The organism is Streptomyces sulphureus DSM 40104, assembly GCF_000381025.1.
Lineage (GTDB): Bacteria > Actinomycetota > Actinomycetes > Streptomycetales > Streptomycetaceae > Streptomyces > Streptomyces sulphureus.
Map to the genome: position 1 here is coordinate 97,677 of NZ_KB905814.1, position 14,153 is coordinate 111,829.

General features: G+C 71.4%; 12 protein-coding genes. 6 read left to right on the plus strand and 6 right to left on the minus strand.

Features of this window, described 5'->3' with window-relative positions:
• The first annotated feature begins 3 nt into the window (after positions 1 to 3).
• The 6 genes from gcvT (at position 4) to F603_RS0104740 (ending at position 6,941) form a co-directional block, all read left to right on the plus strand.
• On the plus strand, positions 4 to 1,140 hold the full coding sequence (gene gcvT, locus F603_RS0104715; protein ID WP_019544864.1) for a glycine cleavage system aminomethyltransferase GcvT: 1,137 nt from the start codon (positions 4 to 6) through the stop codon (positions 1,138 to 1,140).
• 146 nt (positions 1,141 to 1,286) lie between these two features.
• Positions 1,287 to 1,673 carry a glycine cleavage system protein GcvH gene (gene gcvH, locus F603_RS0104720; protein ID WP_019544865.1) on the plus strand — a complete coding sequence of 129 codons (387 nt, stop codon included), beginning with the start codon at positions 1,287 to 1,289 and terminating at the stop codon, positions 1,671 to 1,673.
• Positions 1,674 to 1,815: 142 nt separating this feature from the next.
• Positions 1,816 to 3,096, plus strand: a complete 1,281-nt coding sequence (glyA, locus tag F603_RS0104725) for a serine hydroxymethyltransferase (protein WP_019544866.1) — start codon at positions 1,816 to 1,818, stop codon at positions 3,094 to 3,096.
• A 95-nt stretch (positions 3,097 to 3,191) separates the two neighbouring features.
• A complete protein-coding gene (locus F603_RS0104730) occupies positions 3,192 to 4,583 on the plus strand; it encodes an L-serine ammonia-lyase (protein WP_019544867.1) in 1,392 nt (463 codons plus the stop codon).
• A gap of 494 nt (positions 4,584 to 5,077) precedes the next feature.
• Entirely contained in the window at positions 5,078 to 5,326 is a 249-nt protein-coding gene (locus F603_RS0104735) for a hypothetical protein (protein WP_019544868.1), read from the plus strand.
• Positions 5,327 to 5,969: 643 nt separating this feature from the next.
• On the plus strand, positions 5,970 to 6,941 hold the full coding sequence (locus F603_RS0104740) for a LysR family transcriptional regulator (protein WP_019544869.1): 972 nt from the start codon (positions 5,970 to 5,972) through the stop codon (positions 6,939 to 6,941).
• 60 nt (positions 6,942 to 7,001) lie between these two features.
• Here F603_RS0104740 and F603_RS0104745 read toward each other — a convergent pair whose 3' ends face one another.
• The 6 genes from F603_RS0104745 to F603_RS0104770 all read right to left on the minus strand — a co-directional run bounded on the left by F603_RS0104745 (position 7,002) and on the right by F603_RS0104770 (position 14,153).
• Positions 7,002 to 8,237, minus strand: a complete 1,236-nt coding sequence (locus F603_RS0104745) for a vWA domain-containing protein (RefSeq protein WP_019544870.1) — start codon at positions 8,235 to 8,237, stop codon at positions 7,002 to 7,004.
• Positions 8,234 to 9,172: an SRPBCC family protein gene (locus tag F603_RS35725; protein ID WP_019544871.1), complete on the minus strand. Its 939-nt coding sequence runs from the start codon at positions 9,170 to 9,172 to the stop codon at positions 8,234 to 8,236. Before F603_RS35725 ends, F603_RS0104745 begins: the two co-directional genes overlap by 4 nt.
• Positions 9,169 to 10,101, minus strand: coding sequence for an AAA family ATPase (locus F603_RS0104755; RefSeq protein ID WP_051096131.1), 933 nt, complete (start codon positions 10,099 to 10,101; stop codon positions 9,169 to 9,171). The genes F603_RS35725 and F603_RS0104755 overlap by 4 nt, the downstream gene beginning before the upstream one ends.
• Positions 10,102 to 10,133: 32 nt before the next feature.
• Complete coding sequence (locus F603_RS0104760) at positions 10,134 to 11,063, minus strand: XdhC family protein (RefSeq protein WP_019544873.1); 930 nt, start codon at positions 11,061 to 11,063, stop codon at positions 10,134 to 10,136.
• Between the two features lie 112 nt (positions 11,064 to 11,175).
• Positions 11,176 to 13,587: an aerobic carbon-monoxide dehydrogenase large subunit gene (locus F603_RS0104765; protein ID WP_019544874.1), complete on the minus strand. Its 2,412-nt coding sequence runs from the start codon at positions 13,585 to 13,587 to the stop codon at positions 11,176 to 11,178.
• Positions 13,584 to 14,153 (minus strand): (2Fe-2S)-binding protein, encoded by a 570-nt coding sequence (locus F603_RS0104770; protein ID WP_019544875.1) that lies wholly within the window; start codon positions 14,151 to 14,153, stop codon positions 13,584 to 13,586. Before F603_RS0104770 ends, F603_RS0104765 begins: the two co-directional genes overlap by 4 nt.

Genomic DNA, 14,153 nt, shown 5'->3' on the forward strand with positions numbered 1-14,153 from the left:
TTCATGACCGAGCCCTCGGCACCCCCGCGCCGCACCGCCCTCGACGAGGTGCACCGCTCGCTCGGCGCCACCATGACCGACTTCGCCGGCTGGGAGATGCCGCTCCGCTACGCCAGCGAGCGCGAGGAGCACCAGGCGGTCCGCACCCGCGCGGGGCTCTTCGACCTCTCCCACATGGGCGAGTTCACCGTCTCGGGCCCCGCCGCCTGCGACCTCCTCGACTACGCCTTCATCGGCAACCTCGGTTCCCTCCGCACGGGCCGCGCCCGCTACACGATGCTCTGCGACGAGCGCGGCGGCATCCTCGACGACCTGATCGTCTACCGCACCGCTGAGGACCGCTACCTCGTCGTCGCCAACGCCGCCAACGCCGAGACGGTCCTCGCCGCGCTCCGCGAGCGCGCCACCGGCTTCGACGCGCAGGTCGCCGACGACCGCGACACCTACGCGCTCCTCGCCGTCCAGGGCCCGGCGGCGGCCGGCATCCTCGCCCGGCTCACCGACGCCGAGTTGGAAGGGCTCCGCTACTACGCAGGGCTCCCCGGCACCGTCGCCGGCGCGGAAGCGCTGATCGCACGCACGGGGTACACGGGCGAGGACGGCTTCGAGCTCTTCCTCGCCCCGGCCGGGGCACCCGCCGTCTGGCAGGCGCTCCTCGACGCGGGCGCCGAGGACGGCCTCACCCCGTGCGGCCTGAGCTGCCGCGACACCCTCCGCCTCGAAGCCGGCATGCCGCTCTACGGGCACGAACTCTCCACCGCGCTCACGCCGTTCGACGCCGGGCTAGGCCGGACGGTGAAGTTCGAGAAGCCGGGGAACGGGGGCGCGTTCGTCGGACGCGAGGCGCTCCAGGAGGCCGCGGCCCGTGCCGAGTCGGCGCCGCCGCGGGTGCTCGTCGGGCTCGTCGCGCAGGGGCGCCGGGTCCCGCGCGCCGGGTACGCGGTCGTCTCGTCCGACGGCACCGTGCTCGGCGAGGTCACCTCGGGCGCCCCGTCGCCGACGCTCGGGAAGCCGATCGCGATGGCGTACGTCGACGCCGAGCACGCGGTGCCCGGTACGGAGGGCGTCGCCGTCGACATCCGGGGCTCGCGCGAGCCGTACGACGTCGTGGCGCTCCCCTTCTACAAGCGCGAGCGCTGAGCGCGCTCCTGCCAACGGCCGCGCGGCGAGCGCCGCCGCGCTCCGGCGTGCACCGCCGGCGCCGCCACACGCCTGTGCACTGTGCGTCTCGTCCCATCTGCCAAGACCGCTTACTGTCCGGGTCCGTCGTCGAGGAGAATCAGACCATGAGCAACCCCCAGCAGCTTCGCTACAGCAAGGAGCACGAGTGGCTCTCCGAGCCGGTCGACGGCGTCGCGACCATCGGCATCACGGCGCACGCGGCCGACGCGCTCGGCGATGTCGTCTTCGTCCAGCTCCCCGACACCGGCGACACCGTGAGCGCCGGTGACACCTGTGGCGAGCTGGAGTCGACCAAGTCCGTCAGCGACCTTTACTCCCCCGTGAGCGGCGAGGTCACCGAGGTGAACCAGGACGTCGTGGACGACCCCGCGCTGGTCAACTCCGCCCCGTTCGAGGGCGGCTGGCTCTTCAAGGTGCGCCTCGACCCGTCCGGAGCCCCGGACGACCTGCTCAGCGCCGACGAGTACACGGCGTTCGCAGCGGGGAACTGACCACCGCCGCCAGCCGCGCGCACCCCGGGTTCAGCGCCGAGCGCGGGAGGGCTCGCGGACCCGCAGCGGACTGCCCGGCACGGGGCCCGCCGGCCCGCCGGCAGACCGCAGACTCACCCAGCCTCGCCACAGGGATGGATACATGTCGCTTCTCAACAGCTCGCTCCACGAGGTGGACCCGGACGTCGCCGCCGCCGTCGATCAGGAGCTCCACCGCCAGCAGTCGACCCTGGAGATGATCGCCTCCGAGAACTTCGCGCCGGTCGCGGCGATGGAGGCGCAGGGCTCCGTGCTCACCAACAAGTACGCGGAGGGCCTCCCCGGGCGCCGCTACTACGGCGGCTGCGAGTACGTCGACGTGGTGGAGAACCTCGCGCGCGACCGCGTCAAGGAGCTCTTCGGGGCCGAGGCCGCCAACGTGCAGCCGCACTCGGGCGCCCAGGCCAACGCGGCCGCGATGTTCGCGCTGCTGAAGCCGGGCGACACCATCATGGGGCTCGACCTCGCGCACGGCGGCCACCTCACCCACGGGATGAAGATCAACTTCTCGGGGAAGCTCTACAACGTCGTCGCCTACCAGGTCGACGAGCAGACCGGCCAGGTCGACATGGACGCGGTCGAGCGCCTCGCCAAGGAACACCGCCCGAAGATGATCGTCGCCGGCTGGTCCGCGTACCCGCGACAGCTCGACTTCGCGGCCTTCCGGCGGATCGCGGACGAGGTCGGCGCCCTCCTGATGGTCGACATGGCCCACTTCGCCGGCCTCGTCGCAGCCGGCCTCCACCCCTCCCCCGTGCCGTACGCGGACGTCGTCACCACCACGACGCACAAGACGCTCGGCGGGCCGAGGGGCGGCGTGATCCTCACCAAGAAGGAGCACGCCAAGAAGATCAACTCCGCGGTCTTCCCCGGCCAGCAGGGCGGGCCGCTGGAACACGTGATCGCGGCGAAGGCCGTCGCCTTCAAGATCGCGGCGTCCGAGGAGTTCAAGGAGCGGCAGCAGCGCACCGTGGCGGGCGCGAAGCTCCTCGCCGAGCGGCTGCTCAAGCAGGACGCCGTCGACGCGGGCGTCTCCGTCCTCTCGGGCGGCACCGACGTGCACCTCGTCCTCGTCGACCTGCGCAACAGCGAGCTCGACGGCCAGCAGGCCGAGGACCGCCTCCACGAGATCGGCATCACGGTCAACCGCAACGCAGTCCCCAACGACCCGCGCCCGCCGATGGTCACCTCGGGCCTGCGCGTCGGCACCCCGGCGCTCGCGACCCGCGGCTTCACCGAGGAGGACTTCCGCGAGGTCGCCGACGTCCTCGCCGAGGCCCTGCTGCCCGGCTTCGACGAGGCCACGTCGCGGTCGCTCGCGGCCCGAGTCAAGGCCCTCGCCGACAAGCACCCGCTCTACCCGGAGCTCGGCACCGCGAGCTGAGCACGCAAGCCCCGCGGGGCGCGCCGTCGACCACGGCGCGCCCCCGCCCGCACCACCGGGGGCCAACCCCGCGTTCGGACAAGGGAGTCCGCACCATGGCCATCTCCGTCTTCGACCTCTTCTCCATCGGCATCGGCCCGTCCAGCTCGCACACCGTCGGCCCGATGCGTGCCGCGCGGATGTTCGTCCGGCGGTTGAAGAACGAAGGGGCGCTGGCCCAGACCGCCTCCGTCCGCGCCGAGCTCTTCGGCTCCCTCGGCGCGACGGGTCACGGACACGGCACCCCCAAGGCCGTCCTCCTCGGCCTGGAGGGCGAGTCCCCGCGGACCGTCGACACCGCGGAAGCCGACCGCCGGATCGAGGAGATCCGCACCGCGGGCCGCCTCCGCCTCCTCGCCACCGAGATAGGCGACGCGCACACCGTCCCCTTCGACGAGCGCACCCAACTGATCCTGCACCGGCGCCGCTCACTGCCGTACCACGCCAACGGCATGACCCTCTTCGCCTACGACGCCGAGGGGGCGCCGCTCGTCGAGAAGACGTACTACTCGGTCGGCGGCGGCTTCGTCGTCGACGAGGACGCCGTGGGCGAGGACCGCATCAAGCTCGACGACACGGTGCTGCGCCACCCCTTCCGCACCGGCGACGAACTCCTGCGCCGCACACGGGAGACGGGCCTTTCGGTCTCGGCGCTGATGCTGGAGAACGAGCGCGCCTGGCGCACCGAGGCCGATGTACGCGCCGGCCTCCTGGAGATCTGGGAGGTGATGCGTGCGTGCGTCGCCCGCGGCCTCGACACGGAGGGCATCCTCCCCGGCGGCCTCAAGGTCCGCCGCCGCGCCGCCGTCTCGGCCCGCCAACTTCGCGCCCAGGGAAGCCCGCAGACCGCACCCGCGCACGCCACCGACTGGGTCACCCTCTACGCCATGGCCGTCAACGAGGAGAACGCCGCAGGCGGCCGCATCGTCACCGCACCGACCAACGGCGCCGCCGGCATCATCCCCGCCGTCCTCCACTACGCCCGCGACTTCGTCCCCGGCACCGACGACGATGCCGTCGTACGCTTCCTCCTCGCGGCCGGCGCCGTCGGCATGCTCTTCAAGGAGAACGCGTCGATCTCCGGCGCCGAGGTCGGCTGCCAGGGCGAGGTCGGCTCCGCCTGCTCCATGGCGGCGGGCGGCCTCGCCGAAGTCCTCGGCGGCACCCCCGAACAGGTCGAGAACGCCGCCGAGATCGGCATCGAGCACAACCTCGGCCTCACCTGCGACCCCGTCGGCGGCCTCGTCCAGATCCCCTGCATCGAACGCAACGGCATGGCGGCCGTCAAGGCCGTCACGGCGGCCCGCATGTCCCTGCGCGGCGACGGCCGCCATCACGTCTCCCTCGACAAGGCCATCAAGACGATGCGCGAGACGGGGGCCGACATGAAGGTCAAGTACAAGGAGACGGCCCGGGGCGGGCTCGCGGTGAACGTGGTGGAGTGCTGAGCGCAAGCGAACCGACCAGGTGATTGGTGTCGTTCAGCGCTGTCACGGGCTTGTTCTGCTGTACGGCGGGAGGTCCCTCGGGAGTCCCCGTGACGGAGCTGGAGGTTCCTGGTACGTCCGCTGGTGCGGAGACCGGTGATGTTGCCCTCCATCAGCCGCAGAGCATGGCGGCCCGGCTGGCCGGGTCGGCACGCAGAAGCGGTCAACGTCGCGGCCACGTACGTCAGATGCTCAACTGGCTGCTCAACGCATCGGTCTGTAGGATCTTTTGTCAATCGCCCAGGACATCCTCCGGGGCGCACGCACCATCTCTTGCGGTCGGACGACAGCGGCCGTCTGCGATCGGTAGCAGTGGTGATGTTGTTCTGCCGCTTGCCGCCACGGTCACAAAAGCTGGGCCCCGCGACAGGGCCGTCTCCACACCTCGCACAGGCGAAAGCGCGTACTCCGTCGCGCGTGCGCGCCAAGTACGAAGCAAGTAGAGGTGAAAGCACTTGCGCAGGTTCACACGCACAGCAGTAGTCGCTGCCGGGCTCCTGGCGTTCTCCGGCGTCGCCGCCGGAGCGGCCCAGGCCGTCCCCCCGCCGCCCCCGCCGAACCAGGAATTCATGGCGGGCGGCGTCGACTCCTGCGACGCCGGCATCAAGGAGATGCAGAACACCTGGCCCTCCCTGCCGGACGATCCGGACCGCTACACGTGCTACATGGACGGTGGGAACACCGCGATGATCTCCTACCAGTGACAGCCACACTCCGCTGACCAGCCCCTTCCCACCGGTTGCCGGCTGAGTGCACACACCGGGGAAGCGGAGCGACTGACCGCCGACGGGCGGAGCCGGTCACACGCTGATTCACGGAAGGCCGAAGGCGGCTCCCCGCCCCTTCACCGGGGCGGGGGAGCCGCCTTTCGCCGTCACCGGAAGCCGCGGCGTCACCCGGCGTCGCCGGGAACGGCAGCAAGGGCGGCGTGCCTCTTCCCAGAATCGAGCGGAGAACGCGGCCGGGGACAAACGGCGTCCCGATCGCTCGGTGTTTCAAGGCATCTGCTCGCGCTGCATGCCGACATCTCCAGCAACACCTGCCGCAGGAACTCGGCTTCGGACTCGGGCGTCACTTGCACCGTGGCGCGCACGTCGACGCACGTGCCTGCCTCCCGGCGAGTCTTGGCGCGGGTGCAGGGAAGCGCCCTCTGTGCTCACGGCCGGGCGTTGCGTTCGAGCATGCCGTCGATGGGGAACACCAGCAACTGCCCCGCTCACCACACGAATTGGCCAAGCCTCACTCACGAAAGCCACACACGCGGATATCACAGCGGTGGGTGACGAGCCATAGCACTGGGAACCGGAGCGAGATATTTTGGCAGGATAACGGTTTCGATGTGGCCGGGTGACACAGCAGTTGACTCCTTCGCAGCTCCGCGCCTTCGCGGCGACCGTACGTCTGGGCTCGGTCAAGGCTGCCGCGGCCGATCTCGGGGTGTCAGAGGCAGCCGTGTCGATGCATGTGGCGCACCTTCGCAAGGAGTTGGGCGACAAGCTGTTCTCGCGCACGAGTTCGGGGCTCGCGTTCACCCCGGGCGGTTTGCGGCTGGCAAGCCGCGCGGCGGAGATGCTGGGTCTCCAGGACCAGACGATCACGGAGGTGAGCCAGGCCGGTTCGGGGCGGCGGCTGCTGCGGGTGGCGGCTTCGAGTCTCTTCGCTGAGCACGCGGCGCCAGGACTGATCGAGCTGTTCGCCGGTCGCGCGGACGATCTGGACATCGAGTTGAGCGTGCACAACCCCGAGAAGTTCGACGCGCTGCTGACGAGCCGCGCCGTCGACGTGGCGATCGGACCTCGCCCGGCCACCGTGGATGCGTCGATGACCTGCACGCCGTTCCTCAACTACCAGGTGCTCGCCGTCGCAGGCTCCGACCACCCGCTCACCGCGGCCAGGTCCGTCGGCACCACCGAACTCCGCGAGCAGACGTGGCTGCTGGGGCCGTCGGCGGTCGGACGGCTGGGCATGGTGCCGCAGATTCTGCGCCGGCTCAACGTGCCCGAGCACCACCAGCGCATCTTCCAGAGCCACGCCGCCGCCGTCGAGGAGGCCAAGCGCGGCAAGGGCCTCGCGTTCGCCGTCGCGTTCGCCGTGACGAAGGACGTGGCCGACGGCGACCTGAAGCGGCTCGACGCCTCCTTCCAGCCGGCCCGCGGGGCGTGGAACATCCTCACTCTCGCCGAGCGCAACGGCCCGCCTGCGGCCGCCGAGTTGAGGCGGTTCGTCACCACACCGCGCGCCACCCAAGCGATGCTGCGCGGCACCGGCGTCACAGCCGGACGCTTCCGGCCCGCCGTCCATGTGACTCTCTGGAGCTGACGGGTCCCAGCGCCTCCCGCGCCCGGAGCCCACTGCCCCTCCGCCGCCGCGGACGCGCCGTCACATGCGCGGCGCTGGGTGCCGCTCCCGACGTGCACAGTGCGTGATCTGCGTGATCAGACCACGCAAGGACGCGAACGTGTCGCCGGGCACCAGCGCGTCGCAGTACGGCAACGCGGCGGCCATGGTCGTCGTGCGCGGCGCGAAACCGGGCGCCCCCGCACGGGGGTTGAGCCAGATCACCCGGTGGGCGCGGCGCCGCAGCCGCGCCATTGCGGCCGCCAGCCGCTCCGGTGGGTCCCCGTCCCAGCAGTCCGAGCCGACGACGACGACCGCACCGCGCAGCAGCCCGCCGTGGTGCGAGTCGAGCAGCGCGCGCAGGCTGCCCGCGATACGGGTACCGCCGAACCTGTCGGCGACCCGCCGCGACGCCTCCTCGATCGCCGCCTCCGCCGAACGCTGAGCGAGAACGGTGGTGAGCCGCGTCAACGAGGTGGCGAACGCGAAAACCTGGGCGTCGGCGGTGAGGGTCAGCGCCCGCATCAGGTGCAGGTACGCCACCGCCTGGGGCTGCATGGACCGGCTGACGTCGCACAGCATGACGACCCGGCGCGGCTGCGCGATCGCTCCGTTGCGCACCAGCACCACGGGCTCCCAGCCGGTGCGGCGGGAGCGTTCCACCGTCGCCCGCACGGCGATCCGCGCTCCCCGCTGCCGTACGGCGAAACGTCGCGAGCGGCGCGTCGGCCAGGTACGCAGCGCCGACTCCAGCCACTTCCCCAGCAGCCGCGTCTCGTACGGGCCCAGCTTCTCGAACGGGGTGTCCACGAGCCCCGCCACATCGCTGGGCAACCGTTCCGGCAGCGCCAGCGTGTGCTCGGTCGCCCCGTCGGCGGCGTCCACAGTCGTCGGCCGCGTCACCCAGGGCAGGCCCTGCCCCGCCTCCTCCTCGCGTGAACTGCCGGGCACCGGCGCGTGGTTATCGTCCCCGCGCGGCGCAGCGCCCGGCCCGTCGCGGCGGGCGTGCGGATCGAGGGGGAGGACGGCGCTGCCGAAAACCGCCTCGAACACCGCGTCGAACTCGGCCAGGTCGTCGTGGTTGCGCACCAGACAGATCCGCGCCGTCCAGTACAGCTCCGCGCGCGACCGGAGAGTCGTGCACACCAGGGCCCGTACGAAGTCGTCGACCAACGTGAGCCCCACCGGGACGCCGCGCGCACGCAACCGGTCCCCGAGCGCCACCGCGAACGCGGTCCGGTCGACGGCGGGCAGCAGCGCCCCGCCTCCCGGGCTCACAGAACGAAAACGAGAACGAGCACGACGATGAGCACCAGTACCACGACGCCCGCGGGGACCACCCGCTTGTACACCGACGCCCCAGCCAGCCCCATCAGATCGAGCGCCTCGGCCTCCCCCTCGTCGGCGGCCTTCGCCCCGGTTCCGCTCGGGGACCCGGCCGGCGAAGTACCCCGCACCTGGCTGCCCGCCTCCCTCGTCGGGACGGCCCCGGCGGACGCAGACGGCGGGGCGGACACGGGCTCCGCTTCTCCCGCGGTCGCCGGCTCCTCGACGGGCGCGGACGTGCGCTCGGGCGTCGTCCCGAGCGCCGCGGGGGTCGCTTCGGGCTCGGCCCCGGCGAGCCGGGCGCCGGACTCACGCGCGGGCGCCGAGACAACCTCCCTCGCTCGCTCCGCACCTGCCGAGGAGCCCGACGACTCCTGCGACTCCGCCGGCTGTGCCCCGACCGTCTCCTCCCCGGGTGCCGGCTCTTCGGGCGCGAGCAGCCGCTCTTCCAGGTTGGACACGAACTGCGCGAGCAGCTTCTCGGAGATCTCCTTGATCATGCCGCTGCCGAACTGCGCGAGCTTGCCGGTGATACTGAGGTCCGTGTGGACGGAGACCACCGTGCGGTCGTCTCCGTCGGGGCGGAGCCGCATGTCGATGGTGGCCGAGGCGTTGCCGCCACCCCGCGCGTCCTTCCCTTTGGCACCGACGACGGCGTGCCGTTCGGCCGCGTCGCGTTCCGCGAACCGGGCCGTGCCTGCGAACTGGCTGACGACCGGGCCGACCTTGACCTTCACCTTGCCGTTGTAGACGTCGCCGTCCGGCCCGTGCTCGACGCCGGTGAGCTGGGCGCCGGGCAGGCACGGTGCGAGACCCTCCAGATCGGTGAGGGCCGCCCAGGCCCCTTCCACCGGGGCGCGGACAGTGAACTCGTTGTCGATCTTCATGGCTTCCTCGCTTCCTCTGTGTGCGGCGCGTCCGACGCGTGCGGCTCCCCTTCGGGGGGACAGCCCAACTGCGTGAGTGCTTCGGTGAGGGCGACGTGGTCGTCCGGGCTCTTGGCGAGCGTGCTCAACGTGCGCAGCACGTCGCCGCGCACCAGCCGGTCGACCCGGAGCGCGGACAGCGCGGCGACCCAGTCGATGGCCTCGGCCATGCCCGGCGCCTTGTCCAGTTCGAGCGTGCGGGCGCGGCCCAGGAACTCGGCCGCCGAGGCGAGGAGTGGCGCGTCGGCGCCCGGCACCGAGCGACGCAGGATCTCCACCACGCGCTCCGGGCCGGGGAAATCGATCCAGTGGTACAGGCAGCGGCGGCGCAGCGCGTCGTGCAACTCCCGGCTGCGGTTGGAGGTGAGCACGACGACGGGCGCGTGCACGGCAGTGAAGGTGCCCAGTTCGGGAACGGTGATCGACGACTCGCCCAGGATCTCGAACAAGAGCGCCTCGAACTCGTCGTCTGCGCGGTCGATTTCGTCGACCAGCAGTACGGGCGGTACGGGCCCCGTGTGGCGGATCGCCCGCAGCAGGGGCCGGTCCTGGAGGAACTCCTCGGTGAACAGGTCCGCATCGGTGAGCGTTTCGCTGCGTGCCTCGGTGAGCCGGATCGCCAGCAGTTGCCGCTGGTGGTTCCACTCGTACAACGCCTCGCCCGCGGTGAGGCCCTCGTAGCACTGGAGTCGGATGAGCGGGGTGTCCAGCGCCGCGGCGAGCGCCTTGGCCAGGCTGGTCTTGCCCACTCCTGGCTCGCCCTCCAGCAGCAGGGGACGCTCCAGGGTGGTGGCGAGATAGAGCGCTGTCGCCGTGCCCTGGTCGACCAACTGCCCGACGGCGTCGAGTCGGCGGCTCACCTCGTCCGCGTCTTCGAACAGCGCGCTCACCACCGGTTCACCGTTGAGGTGCCGTACACGGACTAGTCCACCGCCCCTTCGGCTTCGGTGCTGGTGCTGGTGCTGGTGCTGGTTTTGGCGTAACGGTCCCGGCAGCCGGTGCCGCAGAACCAGACATCGGCGCCCTCCACGCTCAGATGCGGCGTGCCCGGGACGACGGTGACGGCCATCCCGCACACCGGGTCGGTCGCCTCCGACGGCAGACCGCCCACCTCCGTCCCCCCGCCCGGCGAGGGCGCAGCCGACCCGGCACGCAGGGCCGCGACCGACTCCGCCATGATGGACAGGGCGATCTCCGCCGGCGTACGGGCGCCGAGGTCGAAGCCCGCCGGCGTGCTGATCCGGGCGCGTTCCGCGTCGTCGAAGCCGAGTTCGTCCAGGAGGGCCGCTCCTCGACGGGGGCTGGCGACCAGCGCGATGTGGGGTACGCCCGCATCGAGCGCGGCCCGCAGCGCCGGGGCCTCGTCACGTCCGTGGCTGGCGATGATCACTGAGTCGGCGCGTTCGGTCAGCTCGCCCGGCGCCGCCCGGGTGGCGGCGTAGCCGAGTTGCCGGGCGAACGCGATCACCGCCTCGGCGATCGGCGTGCGGCCCACGACGCCGATCAGCGGGGGCGGAAGCCGGGGTTCGAGGAAGATCTCCAGCGCTCCCCCGGACAGACACGGGTTCACGACGACCCGCGCGCCCGGCGACTCCGGAAACGTCACCTCGCCCTCCGGCAGCACTCGCAGCAGTACGGGGCCGCCGTCGCGCAGGGTGCCCAGCGCCGCCGTGCGGACCGCGCCCTCCGCGCACACCCCTCCGACGAAGCCGTCGATCGAGCCGTCCTCGCTGACGATCGCCTGGTCTCCCGGCCGCGCCGAGGCGGGCGGCTGTGCCCGTACGACCGTCGCCCTCACGAACGAGCGCCGCCGGCCGTCGAGTTCACGGGCGCGTTCTGCCACCGTCACCATCTTGGGCACCTCCCCGACGTGAGCACTTGGAATGGACCCTTCACGACTCCGCACCGACGCCGGTGCCCCTCCCTCACAACCGCCCGGGAGGGGCCGGCATCGGCGCGCCTTGTCAGATGGGCGGGGTCGCGCTCCCCCGCATGGCCTCCCACACCCGGGACGGGGTCAGCGGCATGTCGGCGTGCCGGACGCCGTACGGCTTGAGCGCGTCCACCACCGCGTTGACCACGGCGGGCGGTGAGCCGACGGTCGCGGACTCCCCTACGCCCTTGGCACCGATGGGGTGGTGGGGCGAGGGCGTGACCGTGAACCCCGTTTCCCAGTCCGGCACTTCGAGCGCGGTCGGGATGAGGTAGTCCATCAGCGAGCCGCTGAGGCAGTTGCCCTCCTCGTCGAAGGAGATCATCTCCATCAGAGCCATCCCGACCCCGTCGGTGAGCCCCCCGTGCACCTGACCCTCGATGATCATGGGGTTGATGCGGGTGCCGCAGTCGTCCACGGCGACGAACCTCCGCACCTTCACCTGCGCGGTCCCCGGGTCGATGTCGACCACGCAGATGTACGCGCCGTGCGGGTAGGTGAGGTTCTCCGGGTTGTAGCAGATCTGCGCCTCGAGCCCGCCCTCGATGCCCTCGGGCAGGTCGCCGGCGCCGTGTGCGCGCATGGCGATGTCCTGGATCGTGACGGCTGCCGTGGGGTCGCCCGTGACGTGGAAGGAGCCCTTCGCCCACTCCACGTCGGTCACCGACACCTCCAGCATCCCGGAGGCGATGAGCCTGGCCTTGTCGCGGACTTTGCGGGCGACGAGCGCGGCCGCCGCGCCGGAGACAGGAGTCGAGCGGCTGCCGTAGGTGCCGAGCCCGAAGGGCGTCTGGTCGGTGTCGCCGTGCACCACGTCGATGTCCTGCGGCGGGATGCCCAGCTCCTGGGCGACGATCTGCGCGAACGTCGTCTCGTGCCCCTGGCCCTGGCTCTGCACCGACAGGCGCACCACGGCCTTGCCGGTGGGGTGGACGCGCAGTTCACAGCCGTCGGCCATGCCGAGGCCGAGGATGTCCATGTCCTTGCGCGGCCCGGCGCCCACCGCCTCGGTGAAGAACGCCACGCCGATACCCATGAGTTCGCCGCGTGCGCGCTTCTCCGCCTGTTCTGCGCGCAGTTCGTCGTAGTCCGCCAGCCGCTGGGCCAACTGCATGGTGGGTTCGTAGTCGCCCGAGTCGTAGACCCAGCCCGTCTTGGTCGTGTACGGGAACTGGTCGGGCTGGATGAAGTTGCGGGTGCGCAGCTCGACGGGGTCGGCGGAGAGCTCGTACGCCAGGCAGTCCACGAGCCGCTCGACCAGGTACACGGCCTCCGTGATCCGGAACGAGCACGCGTACGCGACGCCGCCGGGCGCCTTGTTGGTGTGCACGGCGGTCATCTTGCAGTGCGCGGCCTCGATGTCGTAGCTGCCGGTGAAGACCCCGAAGAAGCCCGCGGGGTACTTCACAGGCGCCGCCGTGCCGTTGAACGCGCCGTGGTCGGCGAGCACATGGGTACGGATGGCGAGGATCTTCCCTTCCGACGTAGCCGCGATCTCCCCGCGCATCACGTAGTCCCGCGCGAACCCGGTGCTGACCAGGTTCTCCGTGCGGTCCTCCATCCACTTGACCGGCTTGCCCGTGAGCAGCGAGCCGACGACGGAGCATACGTAACCGGGGTAGATCGGGACCTTGTTGCCGAAGCCGCCGCCGATGTCCGGGGAGATGACCCGGATCTTGTGTTCGGGCAGCCCCGCGACCATCGCGTACAGCGTGCGGTGCGCGTGCGGTGCCTGCGTGGTCGACCACAGCGTGAGCCGCCCGTCGACGGGGTCGAAGTCCGCGACCGAGCCGCAGGTCTCCATCGGTGCCGGGTGCACTCGCGGGTAGACGATGTCCTCGGAGACCACGACATCGGCCCGCGCGAACACCGCGTCCGTGGCCTCCGCGTCGCCGGTCTCCCAGTCGAAGCAGTGGTTGTCCCTCTTGCCCTCCAGATCGTCCCGGATGACGGGCGCGTCGGCGGCGAGCGCCGTGCGTACGTCCACCACCGGGTCGAGCGGCTCGTAGTCGACGTCGATCAGCTCCAGCGCGTCGCGCGCCGCGTACCGGTCCTCGGCGACGACGAAGGCGACCTCCTGCCCCTGGAAGCGGACCTTGTCGGTGGCGAGCACGGCCTGCACGTCGTTGGACAGCGTCGGCATCCACGCGAGGCCCTGGTCCGCCAGCATCGCGCCGGTGACCACCAGCTTCACCTTGGGGTGGGCATCGGCCAGGCTGGTGTCGACGGAGACGATGCGCGCATGTGCCATCGGCGCGCGAAGGATCGCCAGGTGCAGCATTCCGGGCAACTGCACGTCGTCCACGTAGCGGCCCTTGCCGCGCACGAACCGCGGGTCTTCCTTGCGCAGCATCCGCCCGTGGCCGCACGGCTTCTTGTCGTTGTCCTCGAAGGAGGTGACGACGTCGGGAGCGGTGGCCGTGGCGTCGGTGCTCAATGTCATGAGGCACCCCCCGCGCTCGCGGCGGCCGGTTCGGAGGCGGGGGCGTCCGGTGCGGGTGGCTCGGGGGCGCCGGCGGACTCGCCCTGCGAGGCTGTCGTACGCGAGCCCGACTCCTCGGCCGCCGCCCACTGCACGGACCGGACGATCGTCGCGTACCCGGTGCAGCGGCAGATCTGCCCGGACAGCGCCTCGCGGATCTGCGGCTCGGACGGCGCGGGGTTACCGTCCAGCAGCGCACGCGAGGTCATCAGCATCCCCGGTGTGCAGAAGCCGCACTGGAGCCCGTGGCACTCCATGAAACCCCGTTGTACGGCGTCGAGTTCACCGCCCTGCTCCAGTCCCTCGACGGTGGTGATGTCGTGGCCCCCGGCCATCGCCGCAAGGACGGTGCAGGACTTGACCGGCTCCCCGTCCATCTGCACGACGCACGTGCCGCAGTTGCTGGTGTCGCAGCCCCAGTGCGTGCCGGTCAGCGCGAGGTGGTCGCGCAGGAAGTGCACCAGCAGCAGCCGGCCCTCGATCTCCCGGCTGATCTCTTCGCCGTTGACGGTCATGGTGACCTGCAT